Genomic DNA, 18,576 nt, shown 5'->3' with positions numbered 1-18,576 from the left:
CTTCCATGACATCTAAGATTCCCGGGGCGGACGAGTTCACCAGCCGACCCCTGCCACGCGAGGAACTGCTGCGGCAGATCTCGCCCAGCCTGCCGCTGCACCAGATCGACGACGACACGGCCGACCAGGTCGACGCCCTGACCTACGAGGTGGTGCGGCACCGGCTGTGGGCCATCACCCAGGAGATGGGCGAGACGCTGCGGCGGATGTCGGGCTCGCACGTCGTCACCGAGTCCAACGACTTCAACTTCTCCATCTGTGACGAGCTCGGCGAGCAGGTCCAGGTCGGTGCCTACAACGTGGGCCTCATCGGCTCGATGGACCTGGCCATCGTCTGGACACTGCGCAACCGCAGTGATAATCCGGGCATCGAAGAGGGCGACATGTTCCTCTGCAACGACCCGTGGATCGGTGGCGGACTGCACCAGAACGACGCCGCGATCCTGGCCCCGATCTTCCACGACGGCAAGCTGTTCGGCTGGACCACGGCCATCGCCCACCAGGTTGACCTCGGCGGGCAGCGGCCCGGCTCGTTCAGCCCCTCTGCCCAGGACGTGTTCGGTGAGGCGGTGCCCACTCCGCCGATGAAGGTGGTCCGGGGCGGGGTGCTGCAGCGCGACGTCGCCGACGCCTGGGTCCGCAGGTCGCGGCTTCCCCACCTGGTGGGTCTCGATCTCCGTGCCAAGATCGCCGCCAACAAGAACGCCGCCGAGCAGATCATCCGGCTGATCACCAAGTACGGAGCCGACACCGTCAAGGCCGTGATGCGCCGGATGATGGACGACGCCGAACGCCGGCTGCGGGCCAAGCTCGAGACCCTTCCGGACGGAACGTGGACCGCGGTCGGCTACCAGGAGCAGTCGCAGACCGGCGACCGCGGCCTGCACGCCATCAAGGTCGCAATGACCAAGGAAGCCGACCGGCTCGTCTTCGACTTCAGGGGAACTGCCGAGCAGACCGGCATCATCAACTGTCCCTACCCGGGGCTGCGGGCCGGGATCGTCTTCACGATGCTGCCCTTGCTGGCCGGGGACATCCCGTGGGCGGCGGGCGGGCTGATGCGCTGCTTCGAGATCATCACCGACGAGGACACCATCACCAACGCGTCGTTCCCGGCGGCCGTGGGCAAGGGGCCCTTCGGACCGGCCTGGGGCTCGGGCAACCTCGTCGCCGAGGTCATCGCCAAGATGCTGGACGCCGAACCCGACCACCGCACCGATGTGCAGTCGATCTGCAACGGCACCACCGACCTGTGCGTGGTCTCCGGCGTCGACGTCCGCGGGGGCGGCAGCAAGGGCTTCGTGTCCCCCATCTTCGACGTCATGGCCGGCGGCTACGGGGCCCAGGTGCATCACGACGGCGTCGACACCGGCGGCCGGCTCATCATTCCCTCCGCACGGGCACCTGACGTCGAGATGACCGAGTACCTCTACCCGCTCGTCGCCCTGTGGCGCCGGGAACAGACCGACTCCGGCGGTCCGGGCAGGCAGCGGGGCGGGATGAGCGGCTCGGTCTGCTACGTCCAGCACCCGGACCAGAAGGGGACGATGTCCCTGGTCGTCTCGGGAACCGGCAAGGTCGCGAACCAGAACGTCGGACTGGCCGGGGGATACCCCGGAAACTCCCAACTCGACCTCGTGGTGCGCGGTATCGACGTTCCCCAGCTCGCCAGGGCGACGGTGATTCCCGGCGACCTGGACGAACTCGGCGGCGTCATCGAGGTGTTGCCTTGTGAGGGGGAGTCGAACCTCGGCTCCGGTGACGCGCTCTACCTGCACTGGCAGGCAGGCGGCGGATACGGCGACCCCCTGCTCCGCCCGGCCGAAAGCGTTCGCGAGGACGTGCTGCAGGTACGTGTGTCGGCAGATGCCGCCCGGGATGTCTACGGCGTCGTGCTGCGCGAGGACGGTGAAGTGGACGTGACCGCCACCGACGAGATCCGCGAGAAGCTGAGGCATCGTCGCGCCTCCGGTGCCGGACGGTCCGACGCCCGGCTCGAGCCGGTCGGCACGCACGACCTGAGCGAGGCGCGCCGGCTCGACGACAACCTCGCCGTGCTGGAATCCGCCGACGGCGGGACGGTGGTGTGCGTCCACTGCAGCACCGAGATCGGACCACTGGCCGAGGGCGCGTTCGTGGAGGCGCTGGCTCTCCGCGATGCGGCACCGACCGAAGCCGGCCCCCACATCTGGCACGACCCGTCGGAGTACGTCGACGCGGAGATCGTCTTCCGGCAGTTGCTCTGTCCAGGCTGCCTGACCGCGGTCAACTCCCGCGTCGTGCCCGTCGACCATCCCCTGCCTGTCGACCACTACAGGGGCTGGGCGTGACATCACCCGCCGAAGGAGACCGAGTGATTTCGCACCACGATTCACTCTTCATCGGGGGCCGGTGGGTTGCGCCCGCGTCCGACGAGAGGATCACCGTCCTCCGTGCGAGCATGGAGGACGTCCTTGGCAGCGTCCCGAGCGGCAGCGAGAAGGACATCGACGCGGCCGTGGCCGCTGCCCGCGCCGCCTTCGACGATCCCGACGGCTGGGCCGCCTGGGAGCCGGCGCGGCGGGCGGATGCCCTCTACCGCCTGGCTGAGGCGCTTGAGCGGCGGGTCGAGGACATCACGCGTGTCGTCAGCGCCCAGAACGGCATGACGATCGGGCTCTCCGAACAGGTCGAGGGCGCCCTGCCGGGCATTCTGCTGCGCTACTACGCCGACCTGATCCGCGACGGCTCGGGCGAGGCCGTTCGTGACGGCATGCTGGGTGCGCCCGTCCACGTCCGCCGGGAACCCCTCGGCGTGGTGGCGGCGATCGTGCCCTGGAACGCTCCGCAGCTCCTGTCCGCGACGAAGTACGCGCCGGGCTTGGCCGCGGGGTGCACGTTCGTGCTGAAGCCGTCCCCGGAGACCGTGCTCGACTCGGTTCTCTTCGCCGAGGCGGTCGAGGAAGCGGGGTTGCCGCCCGGCGTCGTCAACGTCGTTCCGGCCGGCCGCGAGGTCGGCGCGTACCTCGTCTCCCATCCCGACATCGACAAGGTGGCCTTCACCGGTTCCACCGCGGCGGGTCGGCAGATCGCCGCGGCCTGCGGCACCCTCCTGCGCCCGGTGACGCTGGAGCTCGGGGGCAAGTCGGCAGCCGTCATCCTCGACGACGTCGACCTCGGCACGGCGATGTCCGAGTCGTTCATCCAGGCGACGCTGCTGGCGAACGGTCAGGCCTGTTTCGCCAGCACCCGCATCCTGGCTCCGCGCAGCCGTTACGACGAAATCGTCGACGCGGTGGCCTCCTTGGTCGGTGGGCTGACCGTCGGAGACCCCCTGGACCCCAAGACGCAGGTCGGCCCGATGGCGACTGCGCGTCAGCGTGCGCGGGTCGAGGGGTACATCGAGAAGGGCAGGGCCGAGGGGGCCCGGCTGGTCGTGGGCGGCTCCCGCCCCGCGGATCTCGAAAAGGGCTTCTACGTCACGCCGACCGTGTTCGCCGACGTCGACAACGCACAGGTCATCGCCCGCGAGGAGATCTTCGGTCCGGTACTGTCCGTCATCGCCTACACCGACGAGGACGATGCCGTGCGCATCGCCAACGACTCGGAGTACGGCCTCGGCGGCACCGTGTGGACGAACGACGACGAGCGCGGCATGCGCGTCGCACGCCGGATGCACACCGGAACAGTCGGGCTGAACCACTACACCGTCGACCCCGCGGCGCCGTTCGGCGGGGTCAAGTCCAGTGGACTGGGTCGGGAGTTCGGACCTGAGGCGCTTCTGAACTACCAGCACACCAAGTCCATCTACCGCTGACCGTCGCCGCCCCCTGCGACTGGAGGGGGCGGCGAAGCAGATGCCATCAGGTAGAACGATCGGTCTTGACAGGCGAGCGCGGGGCGACCATGCTATCTGAGACAGAACGTTCGGTCTCCATTGAGTCCAGCGGCTTGCCGTACTCGCCTTCACCAGGAGGAAACCGACCGTGGTATCTGCCGAACCGCACTTCCCCCCTCGTCACAGCCCTGAAAGGATCATCGTGACCACCGTTGACTCTCCCGCCGCCGGCGGCATCGCCCCGGCACTGCGCCAGCTGTACTTCGTGCGGTTCGGCTTCGCCATCGTCTGGGCGGCCCTGCTGTTCGCCAACAAGTCGGATCTCGGAGCGCTTGGCGTCACCCTCATCGTCATCTATCCCCTGTTCGACGTCGGTGCAGCCGTGGTCGACGCTCGCTCGGCCAACGCCACGGGATCGATTCGTGGTCTGCAGGTGAACATGGCGATCAGCCTTATCGCCGCTGTCGGCCTGGGCATCGCCGGTGCGTCCGGTGTGCCGGCCGTCCTGCGTGTCTGGGGTGCCTGGGCGATCGTCTCCGGAATCGTCCAGCTGATCGTGGGTGTCAGCCGCCGCAAGATGGGTGGCCAGTGGCCGATGATCCTCAGCGGCGGCATCTCCGTGCTGGCCGGCGCGAACTTCGTCGTGGGAGCCTCCGCGTCGGATCCGAAGCTCACCAACGTGGCCGGCTACGCCGTTCTCGGTGGAATCTTCTTCCTCGTCTCGGCCCTGCGTCTCGGCCGCGCCCCCAAGGCGAACTGACATGGCGACCACTACGTACGACGTCATCGTCATTGGCGCGGGCCCGGTCGGAGAGAACATCGTCGACCGTGTGGTGCAGGGCGGCCTGAGCGCGGCCATCGTGGAGCGGGACCTGGTCGGAGGCGAGTGCTCGTACTGGGCCTGCATGCCGACCAAGGCCCTGCTGCGCAGTGGTGCGGCGCTTCGAGCGGCCCGGCAGGTGCCCGGCGCGCGTGAGGCGGTGACGGGCGATCTGGATGTGGCGGCCGTACTCCGCCGTCGCGATTCCTTCGCCTCGAACTGGGAGGACGACGGGCAGGCAGCCTGGCTCGAGCAGGTGGGTGTTCCGCTGTACCGCGGACACGGCCGGATCAGCTCTGTCCGCAACGTCGAGGTGACCGGCAAGGACGGCGCCGTCACCTCGCTGACCGCGCGGCACGCGGTCGTGGTCGCGACCGGAAGCGGCGCACTGGTCCCGGACATGGAAGGCCTGCGCCAGGCAGCACCGTGGACCAGCCGGGAAGCCGTTGCCGCAAGCACGGTTCCGGGTCGGCTCGCCATCATCGGCGGCGGGGTGGTGGCATCGGAGATGGCTACCGCGTTCGCCGGTCTGGGCGCCTCGGTGACGGTGCTGGCGCGCGACGGAGTGCTCCCGCTGGCGGAGCCGTTCGCCGGCAAGCGCGTCGTGGAGTCGCTGCGGGAGGCCGGCGTGTCCGTGCGCCTCGGCGCCGAGGCCGCGGCCGTGAAGCGTGCCGACGATGGAACGGTGTCCATCACCCTCACCAGCGGTGAGCAGGTCGAAGCCGACGAACTGCTCGTCGCGATCGGCCGCACGCCGAACACCGAGGACATCGGGCTGGACACCGTCGGCCTGACGCCCGGCGCCTGGCTCCTGGTCGACGACACCATGCGTGTCATCGGAGAGGACGGCGCGCCGATCGGTGGCGGGTGGCTCTACGCCGCCGGAGACGTCAACCGGCGCGTGCTGCTGACCCACAACGGCAAGTACCAGGCACGTGCCGTGGGCGACGTCATCGTGGCCCGCGCGAAGGGTGAAACGGTCGAAGACGGCCCGTGGGGGCGGCATGCGGCGACCGCCGACCTGCGCGCGGTCCCGCAGGTGGTCTTCACCGATCCGGAGATCGCGTCGGTGGGGCTGACCGCGGCTGCTGCCGAGGCCGCCGGGCTGCGGATTCGGGTTGTCGACTACGACCTGGCCGCCACCGCCGGGTCCTCCCTGCAGGCCGAGGGATACAAGGGCCACGCGCGGATGGTCGTCGACGAGGACCGGAAGGTGATCGTCGGATTCACCCTCGCCGGCCCGGATGTCGCGGAATTGCTGCACGCGGCCACGATCGCGGTGGCCGGGGAGGTGCCGCTGGACCGGCTGTGGCACGCGGTTCCGGCCTTTCCCACCGTCAGTGAGGTGTGGCTGCGGCTGCTGGAAGCCTACGGCCGCTGACGCCTTCGGCCGGTGTCTCGTCCCGTCTGACCACGGCGGGACGAGACACCGGCGTCCCCCCGACAAGGGGGTTTTGCATGCGCACGTCTCTACCGGGGACCCGGTCCTCGAGATCGCTGCAAACTGGCGGCCGGCACACCTCGATGCCGCTGTCCGGCGGACCGATTGACTTCTCCCCCAGCTGAAGCAGGGGGACTCTTCCCTCGCGGGTTGAGCTTTCTGCTTCTCAGACAGCAGCTGCCCCGAACTAACGGCAAGGGACGTGGGTACGCCCAGCAGTCTTACGCCGGCTCCACAGACCTGACATCCCGCCGGCTAGGCGGTAGGCCCGGCCGGCTTGGTTATCGCCGGCCGGACGGCCTGCAAACTACCAGTCTCCTGCGGGTCGTTGGCGGTGGACGCCGATCCGCCCTGGCGGCGAATCGGCTTTCCCTGCCCTGCTCCGCAGGAGTCCGTTTCCTCCCCCGCCTGAAGGCGGGGGTATCCACGGAGGAATCCCGATGACGCAGAACTGTTGGCCTTCGGCATGGAAGGCAACCTTGATAGCATCGAACATTCTTGTATAGTGAGCGTTACATACAGGTAAGGGAGGGTCGAAGTGACGAGCACTGTGGATGTCGGGGACACACAGTTGGCCTACACCGACGTAGGTTCGGGCGACCCGGTCGTGTGGCTGCACGGCTCGGGGCCGGGAGCCACGGGCATGAGCAACTTCGGTGGCAACCTGGCAGCCTTCGAGGACTACCGGAACATTGTGGTGGACCTCCCCGGCTGGGGAGGCTCCCCTCGGCCCGCGACCGACGAACCGCTGATCTTCCATGCGGCGGAACGTGTCTGCCGCGCGATAACAGCTCTCGGGATCGAGCGCGCCCACCTGGTGGGCAACTCCTACGGCGGAGCCGTCGCGATGCGCATTGCGATGCGCCATCCCGACCGCGTGGACCGGGTGGTTCTCATGGCCCCGGGCGGAGTTCTCCCGACGGATGCGCCGCCGTGGCCGGTCGGGCTTAACCGCCTCTTCGGCTACATGGCGGCCCAGAAGCCTTCACGTGAGGCAATGGCCGAGTTCGTGCGGCTGATGGTGTTCGACGAGACACTGGCCACCGAGTCCCTCATCGACGAACGGTACGAGTCGAGCCTGAGGGCCCACCCCGAACTGCCGATTCCCCCGAACTTCGGCGACCTGACTCCCGACCTGCCGCTCATCGCTGCCCCCACGCTGCTCGTCTGGGGCCGGGAGGACCAAACCGTTCCGCTGACCTGGGCGCCCAAGATCCTTGAGGGCATACCCAACGCGGAACTCCGTGTGCTGCCCCACTGTCGGCACTGGGTGCAGTACGAGCGCGCCCCCGAGTTCAACCACATTGTCCGCGAGTTTCTGCAGGGCGGCGCGGCCGCGATAGCGGAGGGGTGAAACTGTGGGTATCCGCAAACTGGGTTACGTCGGACTGAACGTTACCGATGTCGACGCTTGGACCGATCTGCTCGGGCGTACGCTCGGGATCGGAGTCACCACGGCGAAGTTCGGCGCGGAGGAAGTCGCGCTCGTCGAACTGGACGAGTTCAAGTACCGCATGGCTCTCCATCCGTCCACGGAGGACACCCCACGGGAACTGGGCTGGATCGTCGACACACCGCGCGAGCTGGACAGGCTTTCCCAGCGGCTCACTGACGCAGGGTTCATCGTCAAGGACGGCTCGGCGCAAGAGATGGAGCTGCGCGGAGCCACCCAACTTCGCTGGTTCACCGACCCGGTCGGATACCGGGTGGAGCTGGCGGTTGGTGAAGCCAAGGCGCGCACGAGTGTCGGCCGGGCGGATGGGACAGGTCCCGGTTCTACCCGTCTCGGTCACTTCGTGCTGGCCAGCCCCAAGCTCGCCGAGCTTCGCGAACTCTACGAATCCGTGCTCGAGTTCAAGCTGACCGACTACCGTTCTCCCGGCCTGTTCTTCTTCCGCTGCAGCACGGCCCACCACAACATTGCGCTCGCGAGTGCAGAAGCGACGTCGATCCACCATCTTGAGTTCGAGCACGGCTCGATCGACGACGTCGGGCGGTCCTACGACCGGGCCAAGGCCAACGGCGCGCCGATCTCGATCAGCCTAGGCCGGCACATGAACGACAAGGCGATCTCGTTCTACGTGCGAAACCCCAGCGGTTTTCATCTCGAGATCGGCTACGGCGGCATCGAAGTGGGCGACGACTGGGTGCCGCACGACTTCGGTGTCTCGGACGTGTGGGGACACCACCACGCCAACGCCAATCCGTTCGCTTCGTCGAAGTCATGACCAGCCCTCTTCGAGGTCCTGACCTCTCCGGTCGCCGTGCCGTCGTCACCGGCGCGGCGAGCGGGATCGGCGAGGCTGTGGCAACCCGGCTGGCGGGACTCGGCGCGCACGTCGTCGTGTGCGACATAGATGCCGAGGGTGCGGCACGCACGGCCGAGCGCATCGGCGGTGAGGCTCTGGTGATCGACCTGAGCCAGACCGCCGACCTGGCTGAGCGGACGCTGGACGCGGACATCCTGGTGAACAATGCCGGTGTCCAACACATCGCGCCCGTCGACGAGTTCAAGCCTGAGCAGTTCGCGTTCATGCTGCGGCTAATGCTGGAGGCGCCGTTCCTCCTCAGCCGAGCCGTGCTTCCCCGCATGTACGAGCGAGGCTGGGGGCGGATCATCCACGTATCCAGCATCCACGGTCAGCGAGCCAGTGCTTACAAGTCCGCATACGTCAGTGCCAAGCACGGACTCCTGGGACTTTCGAAGGTCATTGCACTGGAGGGCGCGGCCAAAGGCGTCACCAGCAACTGTGTCTGCCCCGGCTATGTGCGGACCCCGCTGGTCGAGAAGCAACTGGCAGACCAGGCAGCGGTTCACGGACTCAACACCGACCAGGTGATCTCGGACGTACTGCTGGCCCGGTCAGCGGTCAAGCGCCTGATAGAGCCCGACGAAGTCGCCGGCGCGGTGGGCTTCCTGTGCTCACCGGAGGCGATGTCCATCACCGGCACCGAGTTGACCCTCGACGGCGGATGGAGCGCGTCCTGACTCTGTCAACGAGTCAGCCTCGGCGGCTCTGTCCAGGACGGAGCCACCCGCGACGCTCGACGAAGCCCTGAGCCGGGCCGAGGCTCTTCGGCCATCCGTGGAGTTGGCAGTCATGGCTGTCGCTTCTAGGCTCGCAGGCCATGACAGTTCTGATCAGCGTGTGGGGAGCATCGCCGGGCGTCGGTAAGTCGACGTTGTGTGACGGGTTGTCCCGGTGGCTGGCCGGTGCGGGACTGCGGGGGGACCATTTTCGCGAGGAAGAGGTCTTGACCCGACCGCAGTTCACCGCGGTGGCCGAGGAGTTCAAGGCGACCGGAAGGGTCCGGCTGCAGACACTCATCGCGGGGACTGCGCAGTTCGTCGATGCGGTGGTGGCGAGCGGCGATGACGTGGTGATCACGGACGCGCTGGTGCCGTTCGTGCCGACGCTGCTGGCCATGGGACACGGCGAGGAGGCGATCGACGCCTTCATGAGTGACCTCACCGAGGTTCTCGCTCAGGTCCGGCCAGTCATCGGGATTCCTCCGTGGATACCCCCGCCTTCGGGCGGGGGAGGAAACGGATTCCTGCGGAGCAGGGCAGGGAAAGCCGGTTCGCCGCCAGGGCGGATCGGCGTCTACCGCCAACGACCGGCAGGAGACGGGTAGTTTGTAGGCCGTCCGGCCGGCGATTACCAAGCTGGCCCGGGCCTACCGCCGGGCCGGCGGGATGTCAGGTCTGTGGGGCTGGCGTAAGACTGCTGGGCGTACCCACGTCCCTTGCCGTTAGTTCGGGGCAGCTGCTGTCTGAGAAGCAGAAAGCTCAACCCGCGAGGGAAGAATCCCCCTGCCTCAGCTGGGGGAGAAGTCAAGGTCTTTCTCGATGGGAATGCGGAGCGCGCATTGGCCAGAGCCGTGATGCGGGAAGGCGGGCGCTGGCTGGACTGGTACGTCGGGAAACTCGTCGGCTACGAGGTGAGCCCACCAGTGGCCGATGCGGCTTCAGCGGTGAAGTACCTGCTGCGTGAGCGTGCAGTGGCGCTTGGCGCAGTCCGCCAGCAAGGCTGGGATCTCGTTGTGATCGAACGAGCTGACGAACTGCCCCCGGATGAGGTGCTGCAGGCCGCACGGCGGGGCCTGATGCCGTGGCTCGGAGAGACGGGAGACCCACGGATAGGACGTGCCTGGCAGTGTGACTCGGCCGCCCGCCAGCACGACCGCCACGATCTACGGCTTGAGTACCGAGCCATTCGGAACCAACACGGCGCGAGGCGCGTGCGACCTGGCCAACCTCGCTGTCGGTTGGTCGACGACGACGATCCGACCCGGCTCCCTTGGCGGTCACGCACCGGGTTCCGCACGAGTGGTCCTGGAGAAGAACCACGGGCCTGGTCGGTCGGCGGGGGAGTAGACACCAGACTCCTTTATGACGGAGCGGTATTCACGTGAGGTGTATTCGGCGGATTCAATCGGTCGTTGCAACACCTCGTCCTCGGAGGTGTTGATGGGCAGGCCAGCAGGGTGGATGGCGGCGTTGACCAGGCGTTCGCCGATGAAGTCCCCGGGTGCGCCGGCGCTTCGGCGGGAAGTGGAACGTCAGTTCTGGCGGGAGATCGCGAAGGGGTTGCTCGCCGAGGAGGCGGCAGCTGCGGTCGGCGTATCCCAGGCGGCGGGTTGCAGGTGGTTCCGTCACGGTGGCGGCATGCCGCCACCGGATCTTGCTCCGCAGTCCGGCCGGTACCTGTCCTTTCAGGAGCGTGAAGAGATCGCGCTCCTCAAAGCGCAGGGCATCGGAGTCCGGGAGACCGCGCGACGTCTCGGCCGTGATCCATCGACGGCATCCCGGGAGCTGCGGCGCAACGCCGCGACCCGTGGCGGCCGACTGGACTACCGGGCTTCGATCGCGCAGTGGAAGGCCGACCTCGTGGCCCGGCGCCCGAAGACAGCGGAGCTGGCCGCGAACGACCGGCTGCGGGACTACGTGCAGGAAAGGCTTTCCCGGCCAGGTCGGCCGCCCGGACGGGACGGTACTGGGGCCGGATGGCCCGCGGTGGAAGGGGAGGAACAAGCCGCACCGCGGCGACCGCCAATGGGTCATGGCGTGGAGTCCGGAGCAGATCGCGAACCGGCTGAAGGTCGACTTCCCCGATGATGAGTCCATGCGGATCAGCCATGAGGCGATCTACCAGGCCCTGTTCATCGAAGGCCGTGGAGCGCTCAAGCGTGAGGTCGTTGCCTGCCTGCGCACCGGCAGAGCAATGCGGGTGCCTCGTGCCCGGTCCAAGCGGAAGGCGTGGGCCCACGTCACGCCCGAGGTGTTGATCAGCGAACGGCCGGCCGAAGCCGACGACCGCGCGCCGTACCGGGACACTGGGAGGGCGACGTCCGGATCGGACTTGAGCGATCGGCGATTGGCACGCTGGTCGAGCGCGCGACCCGATTCACGGTGCTTGTCCACCTGCCCCGCCAGGACGGCTACGGCGTCGTTCCCCGTACCAAGAACGCGCCGCCGCTGGCCGGTTACGGCGCGGTGACGATGAAAGATGCCCTTGCGGCGACGATCGGCACCCTGCCCGAGCAACTATGGCGGTCGCTCACCTGGGACCGGGGCAAGGAGTTGTCGGCGCACGCCCAGTTCACGATCGACACCGGCGTCCCGGTCTACTTCGCCGATCCGCACAGCCCCTGGCAGCGCGGCACGAACGAGAACACGAACGGCCTGCTGCGCCAATATTTCCCGAAGGGAACCGACCTTTCTCGATGGGCGGCGGAGGATATCGAGGCGATCGCAGCCACGCTCAACAGTCGCCCCCCGCAAGAGTCTCGGTTGGAAGACGCCCGCCGAAGCCCTCAACGACCATCTACTATCGATCAAATAAGCCGGTGTTGCATCCACTGGTTGAACCTGGTTTCCGCTCCGCGGTCCGAGTGCATGATGCAGCCCTCCCTCACGGCGCCCCGGCCGGCGGCCATCCACAGAGCGTCGACGACGAGGCCGGCCCGGTAGTGGTCGGCCATCGCGTAGTCGACAACCTCACGGTAGCCAGATCGATCACCGTGGCCAGATACCACCAACCGGCCAATGTGGGCAGGTAGGTGACGCCGCCGACCAGCCTTGTGCCCGGCTCGGCGGCCGTGAAGTCCCGGCCCACAAGATCCGGCGACACGATCGCGCTGCGGTCCGCCCGGGCGACCCGCCACGGGCCGCAGCGCCGTCGATGAAGTGGTGGAGGCCGCCGGTCCGTGGGACCGGCGGCCTCTCGTCAGGCCAGTCCCGGCCGCGGGGCATGGCCTGGATCACTGTGGATCAGATCACCTCGGCAAGTTCCGTGAGTACCTCCGGTCCGCCTCCGGGCGTCATGTCCTGCCGCCGAGTCCGGACCAGAATCAGCGAGACCAGGGCGCTGACACCGAGGAAGGCGGCACCGATGATGAACGCCGTGCTGTATCCGTGCACCAGCCCAGCCGAGCGGGCGCCGGCGGAGGCGCCGTGGTCGGCGATGTAGTTGGCGCTCGCGGTGGCGGCAATGGTGTTGAGCAGGGCTACACCGAGGGCGTTGCCGACCTGTTGGGTGGTGTTGACCAGAGCGCTGGCCACCCCGGCGTCAGCCGGGTCTACCCCGACCAGGGCCTGCGAGGTGAGGGGCACGATCGCCAGGCCGAGGCCCAGGCTGGTGATGATCTCTGCCGGCAGGACGTGACTGGCGAAGCCGGTGTGCGTGCCGATCTGGGCGAACAGCACCAGGCCGACGGCGCCCAGCACCATGCTTCCGACCAGCAGGTTCCGCGCCCCGATCCGAGCCATCAACTTGCCGGCCACGGTGGCTCCGACGAAGGTCCCGACCGAGTACGGCAGGTAGGCAAGGCCGGTCTTCAGCGCCGAGTAGCCGAGGATGCCCTGGAGATAGTAGGTCAGCAGCAGGAACGTCGCGAACATGCCAGCGATGGTCAGCAGGTTGGCGAGAAAAGCGCCGCCTCGGGTGCGGTCCGCCAGTACCCGCAGCGGCAGCAGGGGATGCTTGATACGGGCCTCGACGGCCACAAAGAGGGCAAGCAGGATCACACCGACGGCCAGGAGCGAGAGCGTGACTCCTGACGTCCAGCCATCGGACTCCGCCTTGGTGAAGCCATAGACCAGGGCGACCAGGCCGGCCGTCACCGTGACTGTGCCGAGCAGGTCGTAGTGTGCCTCGCCCTTGGCCTTGCTCTCGGTCACAGCCCAGCGTGAGCCGACCAGGGCGACAAGCGCGATCGGCACGTTGACCAGCATGGTCCATCGCCACGACGCCCACTGCGTCAGCATTCCGCCCGCGATCAGGCCGATCGAGATCGCACCGGCCGAGACGGCGCCGTATATCCCGAAGGCGCGGGCCTGCTCCTTGGGGTTGGTGAAGGTGACCGTCAGCAGCGAGAGAGCGGCAGGGGCGAGTAGGGCGGCGAAGCCACCCTGGAGCGCGCGGGCCCCGAACAGCGTGGCTGCGTTCTGGGCGAATCCGCCGAGGGCCGAGGCGGCAGCGAAGCCGACCAGGCTGATCTCGAAGATTCGCTTACGGCCCACGAAGTCGGCGATGCGGCCGCCGAGCAGCAGCAGGCCGCCGAAGGCCAGGGTATAAGCGGTGAAGACCCACTGGCGGTCGGCTACCGAGATGTTAAGGCTGGCCTGCGCCGAGGGCACAGCAACGGTCACGATCGAGGCGTCGAGCACGATCACGAGTTGAGCGAGGACGATCACCGCAAGCGCTCGGAAGCGGCGCGGGTCTGGGACTGTGCCCCCGGGTGCGGAGGCGCTAAGGGTACTCATTGCGGTCAGTCAATACCTTTCAAGGGGGGTCGTTCCGCAGACAGCAGACCGAACCGATCCCCGAACATTCGGTGTACGCGGACGAATCGGGGAACGACGGCGGACGGCCCGGGCGCGGGCCGGTGTCCGGCTCGGCGCCGGCCAGGCCGGCGAGGTGCTCTCGTGCCGGCCCTGAGGCCGCCGACGCTGGCAAGCGGTGGCTCAGCCAAGCGTCACGTGAGCTATGCCGAAAGCGACATAGCCGCTGTAATCGCGCCCGAAGCGCTCGAACGACGCCTGGTACGGGTCCGGGTAGCTCCAGGCCGCGTCGTGGTGGGTCGAACCGCCCATTGAGACGTCGTGGCCCGGACAGTGGACCAGGCGTGCTGGGCGGCGGGAGAAGACGCCGGCCGGCCGTCAGCGGCCTCTCAGAGCTGGGTTTCACCGCCGTCCACGGCCAGTTCGATGCCGGTGGTGTACGTGGCATCGAAGGCGAGGAACGCGGCCGCCTTGGCGAACTCCTCGACGGTGCCGTAGCGCTTCATGGGATTGCTCGAGGTCCGCTCCGCCCTGAACTGGTCGACAGCCTCCTTGGACAAGCCCATCGTTTCCAGGATTCCCGAGTCGATGGGACCCGGGCTGATCGCGTTGACACGTATCCCTCGCGGAAGCAGCTCGCGGGAGAAGGTGCGGGCCATCGAGCGCAGCGCCGCCTTGCCGGCCGCGTAGACGCTGGTGTCCACCATGCCCATGATGTTGGCGATCGAGGTGGTGAGGACGACGCCGGCGTTCGCGCTCAGCAGCGGGGCGAGCTTCTGCACGGAGAAGAAGGTGCCTTTGACGTTGATCGCAAACAGTTCGTCGTACATCTCCTCGGTCGTGGAGGCGAGGGGCGTGAGGGGCGAGATGCCGGCGTTGACGAAGAGGGCCTCGACCGAGCCGAGGTCGCTCTTCACCCGGTCGGCGAGCGTGTCCAGGTCGGCCAGTGAGGCCACATCGGCCCGGACGGCCACGGCATTCGTGCCGAGCCGCTCGCGCGCCGCGTCGAGCTTGGCCTGCGACCGGCCGGTTATCACCACCTGGGCTCCGCCTTGTACCAGCAGCTCCGCCAGCGCGAGCCCCATGCCGCTGCTGCCACCCGTGATCACTACATTCTTGTCGCTGTACTTACCCATGCCGAGATTGCTCCGTTCCATCGCCGAAAATGTGGTGGCACGTCTGGATGTCGCCGTCCGTGGGGTGCATCAGCGGCGGGTCTCGATGCTCATGTCGCCTGCGGTGACCGTGCGGATGTGGTCGCTGGCGAGCAGGGCGTGCGGATTGCCGAGGTCGATGGCGCTGACCTCGTCGAGGCGGGCCAGATGGGTCGGGGTGAGGTCGACCTGGAGGGCACCCAGGTTGTCCTCGAGCTGCGCGACGGTGCGGGCGCCGATGATCGGTGCCGCCACGCCCGGGGCGTTCAGGGTCCAGGCCAGTGCGACCTGGGCGGGTGTGTGGCCCAGCTCTGTGGCCACCTCCTTCACCACGTCGGCGATGGCGAGGGTGCGTTCGGTGACCATGCCCAGGGCGGCGTTGAGGCTCCTGCGGTTGCCGGCGGTCTCGCCGGCGACGGGGCCCGCCGGGTTCAGGTCGTCCCGGCCGTACTTGCCGGTGAGCACTCCGCCGCCCAGCGGGGAGAAGGGGACCACGCCCAGTCCCATCTCGCGTGCCATGGGGATGAGGTCGCGCTCCCCGGTACGTTCGATCAGGCTGTACTCGATCTCCAGCGCGACCAGCGGCGACCAGCCGCGCAGGTCGGCGATCGTCTGCATGCGCGACACCTGCCAGGCCGGGGCGCTGGAGACCGCCACGTACAGGACCTTGCCCTGCCTCACCAGGTCATCCAGGCCGCGCAGGATCTCCTCCACCGGCGTCCTGAAGTCCCAGATGTTCAGATAGAGCAGATCGATGTAGTCGGTGCCGAGCTGCCGCAGGCTGGCTTCCACCGACGCCAGCATGCTCTTGCGGTGAGTGCCACCGGAATTGGGGTCACCGGGGCTACGCAGCGTCGAGTATTTCGTCGCCAGCACCAGGCGCTCGCGATCGCCGCGGGCGAACTCGCCCAGCATCCGCTCGGAACTGCCGTTGGTGTAGGTGCTGGCGGTGTCGAAGAAGTTGCCGCCCAGTTCGGTGTAGCGGTCGAACAGCTTGCGCGCCTCCTCGCGCTCGGCGCCCCAGCCCCATTCGGTGCCGAAGGTCGCCGCGCCCAGCGCCAGCGGTGAGACCCGCAGCCCGGAACGGCCCAGCAGCCGGTAGGTGTCGAGAGTGAGTGCCATCGTGTACTCCTGTAAATGTGGTTCGTGGTGGTCGAGAGTGCGGACCGGTGGCTGGCCCGCCCGGCTTTCAGACGCCGAGTCCGTAGCCGCCGGCCACGGTGACGTCCTGCCCGGTGACGTAGCTGGCGGCGTCCGAGGCGAGGAAGGCGACGACTTCCGCGATCTCCCGGCTGGATCCGAAGCGCTCGAACGGGATCTTCGTGCGCATGGCCTCCCGGCCGCTGTGGGGAACTCCCAGCTTGTCGAACAGCGGGGTCTCGGTCGCCCCGGGGCTCACCGCATTGACGCGAATCCTGCGCGGAGCCAGTTCGAGCGCGAGCGAGGGCAGCATCGTCAGCAGGGCGCCCCGCGTCGCCGCCCCCAGGGCGGCGCCAGGGCTGCCGCGACGGGATCCGATGCCCACGGTGAAGACGATCGATCCGCCGTCGTTCACGAGCGGAAGGGCCTTCTGGAGGGTGAAGAACTGGCCTTTGAAGTTGACGTCGACCTGTTCGTCGAACGACTCCTCCGTCACATCGGCAACCGGTGCCGGACGGAAGATCCCGGCGTTGAGGAACAGCAGGTCGAGAGACCCGAAACGTTCGGAAACCGCTGACATCAGAGCGTCGGTGTCGGAGAGCACGCGCGCATCGGACCGGAGGACGAGCACGTCGTCGGGGAGCTCGGACCGAGCCCGTGCGAGGGAATCAGGATTCTGTCCGGTGACAGCGACCTGGTATCCGCGGGCGTGCAGCAGCTCGGCGGCTGCTCTGCCGATCCCGGTCGTCCCCCCGGTGATGAGCGCTGTAGGCATGGCAAACCTTTCGTCGCTGAAGCAGTCGAGACGATTCATAATCGGGGACCTCCCCGATTACTCCACCGTACACTGAATCGGGGACATCCCCGATTCGCACCCAAGCCTCATCCGATACTCACGATCGCGAAGGTCACATGACACCTCCACGCAGCACCCTGCGCGCCGACGCGCAGCGCAACCGCGAGCAGTTGATCGCCACGGCCGCCGAAGCCTTCGCATCCGGACGCGCGATCTCGCTGGACGCGATCGCCAAGCGCGCGGGAGTGGGGAACGCCACCCTGTACCGGCACTTCCCCACCCGAGAGGACCTGGTCGAAGAGGTCTACCGGGACCAGATCCGCCCCTTGCGCGAGGACGCGCGCACCTTGCTGGCTACCGAACCGCCCGCACAGGCCCTCCACGCGTGGATGCTCCGATTCGCCGACTGGGCCGGCGAACGACGCGGCATCTGTGAGGCCCTGGTCGCCATGAGCGCTTCCGGCCGCTTCGGCACCGGACCGGTCTGCGACGAGGTCCAGCAGGTCCTGGCGATGGTGCTCAAGGCCGGGGCTGCAGCAGGAGAACTGCGCCGCGACATCGACCCAACCGACGTCGGCGGCATCCTCGCCGGAGTGCTCTCCGTAGCCGGCGCACCCGAGCAGCGCCCCCAACTGAACCGCATGCTGGACTTCGTCGTCGACGGACTCAGGCCCCGCTACTGAGGTTTTCGGCCTAGGGTGACGGTGATCTCGCTGGTGGGTGTATCCCGGTGTCATGCGGTATCCCGATGGGGGCGGCCTGACCGCGAAGCAGCGGGCTCAGAGGGAACAAGTTCGGTTCGAGGCCGCCGAGTCATTCACGCAAGGGGTGGCGCCGCCGCAGGTCGCGCGGCGGTTACGGGTTTCGCGGAAATCCGCCTATGCCTGGCGTGCCCGCTGGCGGGACGGCGGAGTGGAGGCCCTGCGGTCCAGGGGGCCGACCGGGCGGCCCTCGCGGATGAAGCCCGGCTGGGTGGAGGACCAGCGGTGGACGCTGGCCCGCGTGTCCGTCGTGATCGCGCGGCGCTTCCATGTCCGCTTCAGTCCGGCGCAGACCTGGCGCATCCTTCGCCAGATGGGTTTCACAGTGCAGGTCCCGGTGCGGCGGGCCGCCGAGCGCGATGAGGACGCGGTGGCCACGTGGATCAAGGAGACCTGGCCGCGGGTGGAAAGACGGTGAGGGACCAGGACGCGTGGCTGTGCTTCGCGGATGAGTCGGGCCAGGTGCTCCGGCCGCCGAAGGCAGGCACCTGGTCCCGTCGCGGCCGTCCGCCCCTGGTCAGGGTCCGGGCAGCCGGCTCGGGTCGGATCTCCCTGGCGGGCCTCGTCTGCCGCAAGTCCGGCCGCCGCACCCGGCTCATCTTCCGGATGCTGGTGCACCACGGCCGCAAGGGCGAGAAGAAGGGCTTTCGGGAGAAGGGCTTCGCTTCCTTGCTGGACGCCGCCCACCAGCAGCTCGGCGGCAACATCGTGCTGATAGGGACAACTACAGCCATGGTGGTGGCTACGAGGCGTGCGGTGCGACGGGTGACAGCGCCGCGTCGAGCAGGGCGGCCGCCGCGTCACGCGCGGCGCGCACCACGGCGGGGTCGCGGTCCATCTGGAGCGACTGGGCGGCTCCGT

The 18,576-nt window shown here is 68.1% G+C and carries 14 protein-coding genes and 1 pseudogene; 11 read left to right on the top strand and 4 right to left on the bottom strand.

The window, feature by feature from the left end; translation table 11 throughout:
• Positions 1-5 precede the first annotated feature (5 nt).
• The 9 genes and pseudogenes from SRB17_RS43160 to SRB17_RS43120 all read left to right on the top strand — a co-directional run bounded on the left by SRB17_RS43160 (position 6) and on the right by SRB17_RS43120 (position 11,924).
• Positions 6-2,330: a hydantoinase B/oxoprolinase family protein gene (locus SRB17_RS43160; RefSeq protein WP_153547396.1), complete on the top strand. Its 2,325-nt coding sequence runs from the start codon at positions 6-8 to the stop codon at positions 2,328-2,330.
• 23 nt (positions 2,331-2,353) lie between these two features.
• Positions 2,354-3,796 (top strand): aldehyde dehydrogenase, encoded by a 1,443-nt coding sequence (locus SRB17_RS43155; RefSeq protein WP_416237145.1) that lies wholly within the window; start codon positions 2,354-2,356, stop codon positions 3,794-3,796.
• Positions 3,797-4,019: 223 nt separating this feature from the next.
• Positions 4,020-4,577, top strand: coding sequence for a hypothetical protein (locus tag SRB17_RS43150; protein ID WP_323377552.1), 558 nt, complete (start codon positions 4,020-4,022; stop codon positions 4,575-4,577).
• Between the two features lies 1 nt (position 4,578).
• Positions 4,579-6,018 (top strand): dihydrolipoyl dehydrogenase family protein, encoded by a 1,440-nt coding sequence (locus SRB17_RS43145; RefSeq protein ID WP_153547395.1) that lies wholly within the window; start codon positions 4,579-4,581, stop codon positions 6,016-6,018.
• A gap of 598 nt (positions 6,019-6,616) precedes the next feature.
• Positions 6,617-7,432 (top strand): alpha/beta fold hydrolase, encoded by an 816-nt coding sequence (locus SRB17_RS43140; protein WP_323377551.1) that lies wholly within the window; start codon positions 6,617-6,619, stop codon positions 7,430-7,432.
• A 4-nt stretch (positions 7,433-7,436) separates the two neighbouring features.
• Positions 7,437-8,306 (top strand): VOC family protein, encoded by an 870-nt coding sequence (locus SRB17_RS43135; RefSeq protein ID WP_323377550.1) that lies wholly within the window; start codon positions 7,437-7,439, stop codon positions 8,304-8,306.
• Positions 8,303-9,067: a 3-hydroxybutyrate dehydrogenase gene (locus SRB17_RS43130; RefSeq protein ID WP_153547413.1), complete on the top strand. Its 765-nt coding sequence runs from the start codon at positions 8,303-8,305 to the stop codon at positions 9,065-9,067. The genes SRB17_RS43135 and SRB17_RS43130 overlap by 4 nt, the downstream gene beginning before the upstream one ends.
• Before the next feature lie 140 nt (positions 9,068-9,207).
• A complete protein-coding gene (locus SRB17_RS43125; RefSeq protein WP_228396648.1) occupies positions 9,208-9,714 on the top strand; it encodes a hypothetical protein in 507 nt (168 codons plus the stop codon).
• An 856-nt stretch (positions 9,715-10,570) separates the two neighbouring features.
• Positions 10,571-11,924, top strand: a pseudogene (locus SRB17_RS43120) (IS30 family transposase).
• A gap of 428 nt (positions 11,925-12,352) precedes the next feature.
• On the opposite strand, the gene SRB17_RS43115 reads toward SRB17_RS43120, so the two are convergent.
• From SRB17_RS43115 to SRB17_RS43100, 4 genes are all read right to left on the bottom strand, one after another.
• Complete coding sequence (locus tag SRB17_RS43115) at positions 12,353-13,846, bottom strand: MFS transporter (protein WP_153547394.1); 1,494 nt, start codon at positions 13,844-13,846, stop codon at positions 12,353-12,355.
• 407 nt (positions 13,847-14,253) lie between these two features.
• Positions 14,254-15,000: an SDR family oxidoreductase gene (locus SRB17_RS43110; RefSeq protein WP_153547411.1), complete on the bottom strand. Its 747-nt coding sequence runs from the start codon at positions 14,998-15,000 to the stop codon at positions 14,254-14,256.
• A 69-nt stretch (positions 15,001-15,069) separates the two neighbouring features.
• Entirely contained in the window at positions 15,070-16,140 is a 1,071-nt protein-coding gene (locus SRB17_RS43105; RefSeq protein ID WP_153547393.1) for an aldo/keto reductase, read from the bottom strand.
• Between the two features lie 67 nt (positions 16,141-16,207).
• Positions 16,208-16,933, bottom strand: a complete 726-nt coding sequence (locus SRB17_RS43100; RefSeq protein ID WP_153547392.1) for an SDR family oxidoreductase — start codon at positions 16,931-16,933, stop codon at positions 16,208-16,210.
• Positions 16,934-17,070: 137 nt separating this feature from the next.
• Here SRB17_RS43100 and SRB17_RS43095 point away from each other — a divergent pair, with 137 nt between their 5' ends.
• Both SRB17_RS43095 and SRB17_RS43090 read left to right on the top strand, forming a co-directional pair.
• The gene (locus SRB17_RS43095; RefSeq protein ID WP_153547391.1) at positions 17,071-17,637 is read left to right on the top strand and encodes a TetR/AcrR family transcriptional regulator; all 567 of its coding nucleotides are present in this window, start codon (positions 17,071-17,073) and stop codon (positions 17,635-17,637) included.
• Between the two features lie 52 nt (positions 17,638-17,689).
• On the top strand, positions 17,690-18,133 hold the full coding sequence (locus SRB17_RS43090; RefSeq protein ID WP_153547389.1) for a winged helix-turn-helix domain-containing protein: 444 nt from the start codon (positions 17,690-17,692) through the stop codon (positions 18,131-18,133).
• Positions 18,134-18,576: the final 443 nt, after the last annotated feature.

Origin of the sequence: Streptomyces sp. RB17, from assembly GCF_009604455.1 — a bacterium.
Lineage (GTDB): Bacteria > Actinomycetota > Actinomycetes > Streptomycetales > Streptomycetaceae > Streptomyces.
Note: the sequence above shows the minus strand (reverse complement) of the source record. Positions and strands in the feature narration are given on the sequence as shown.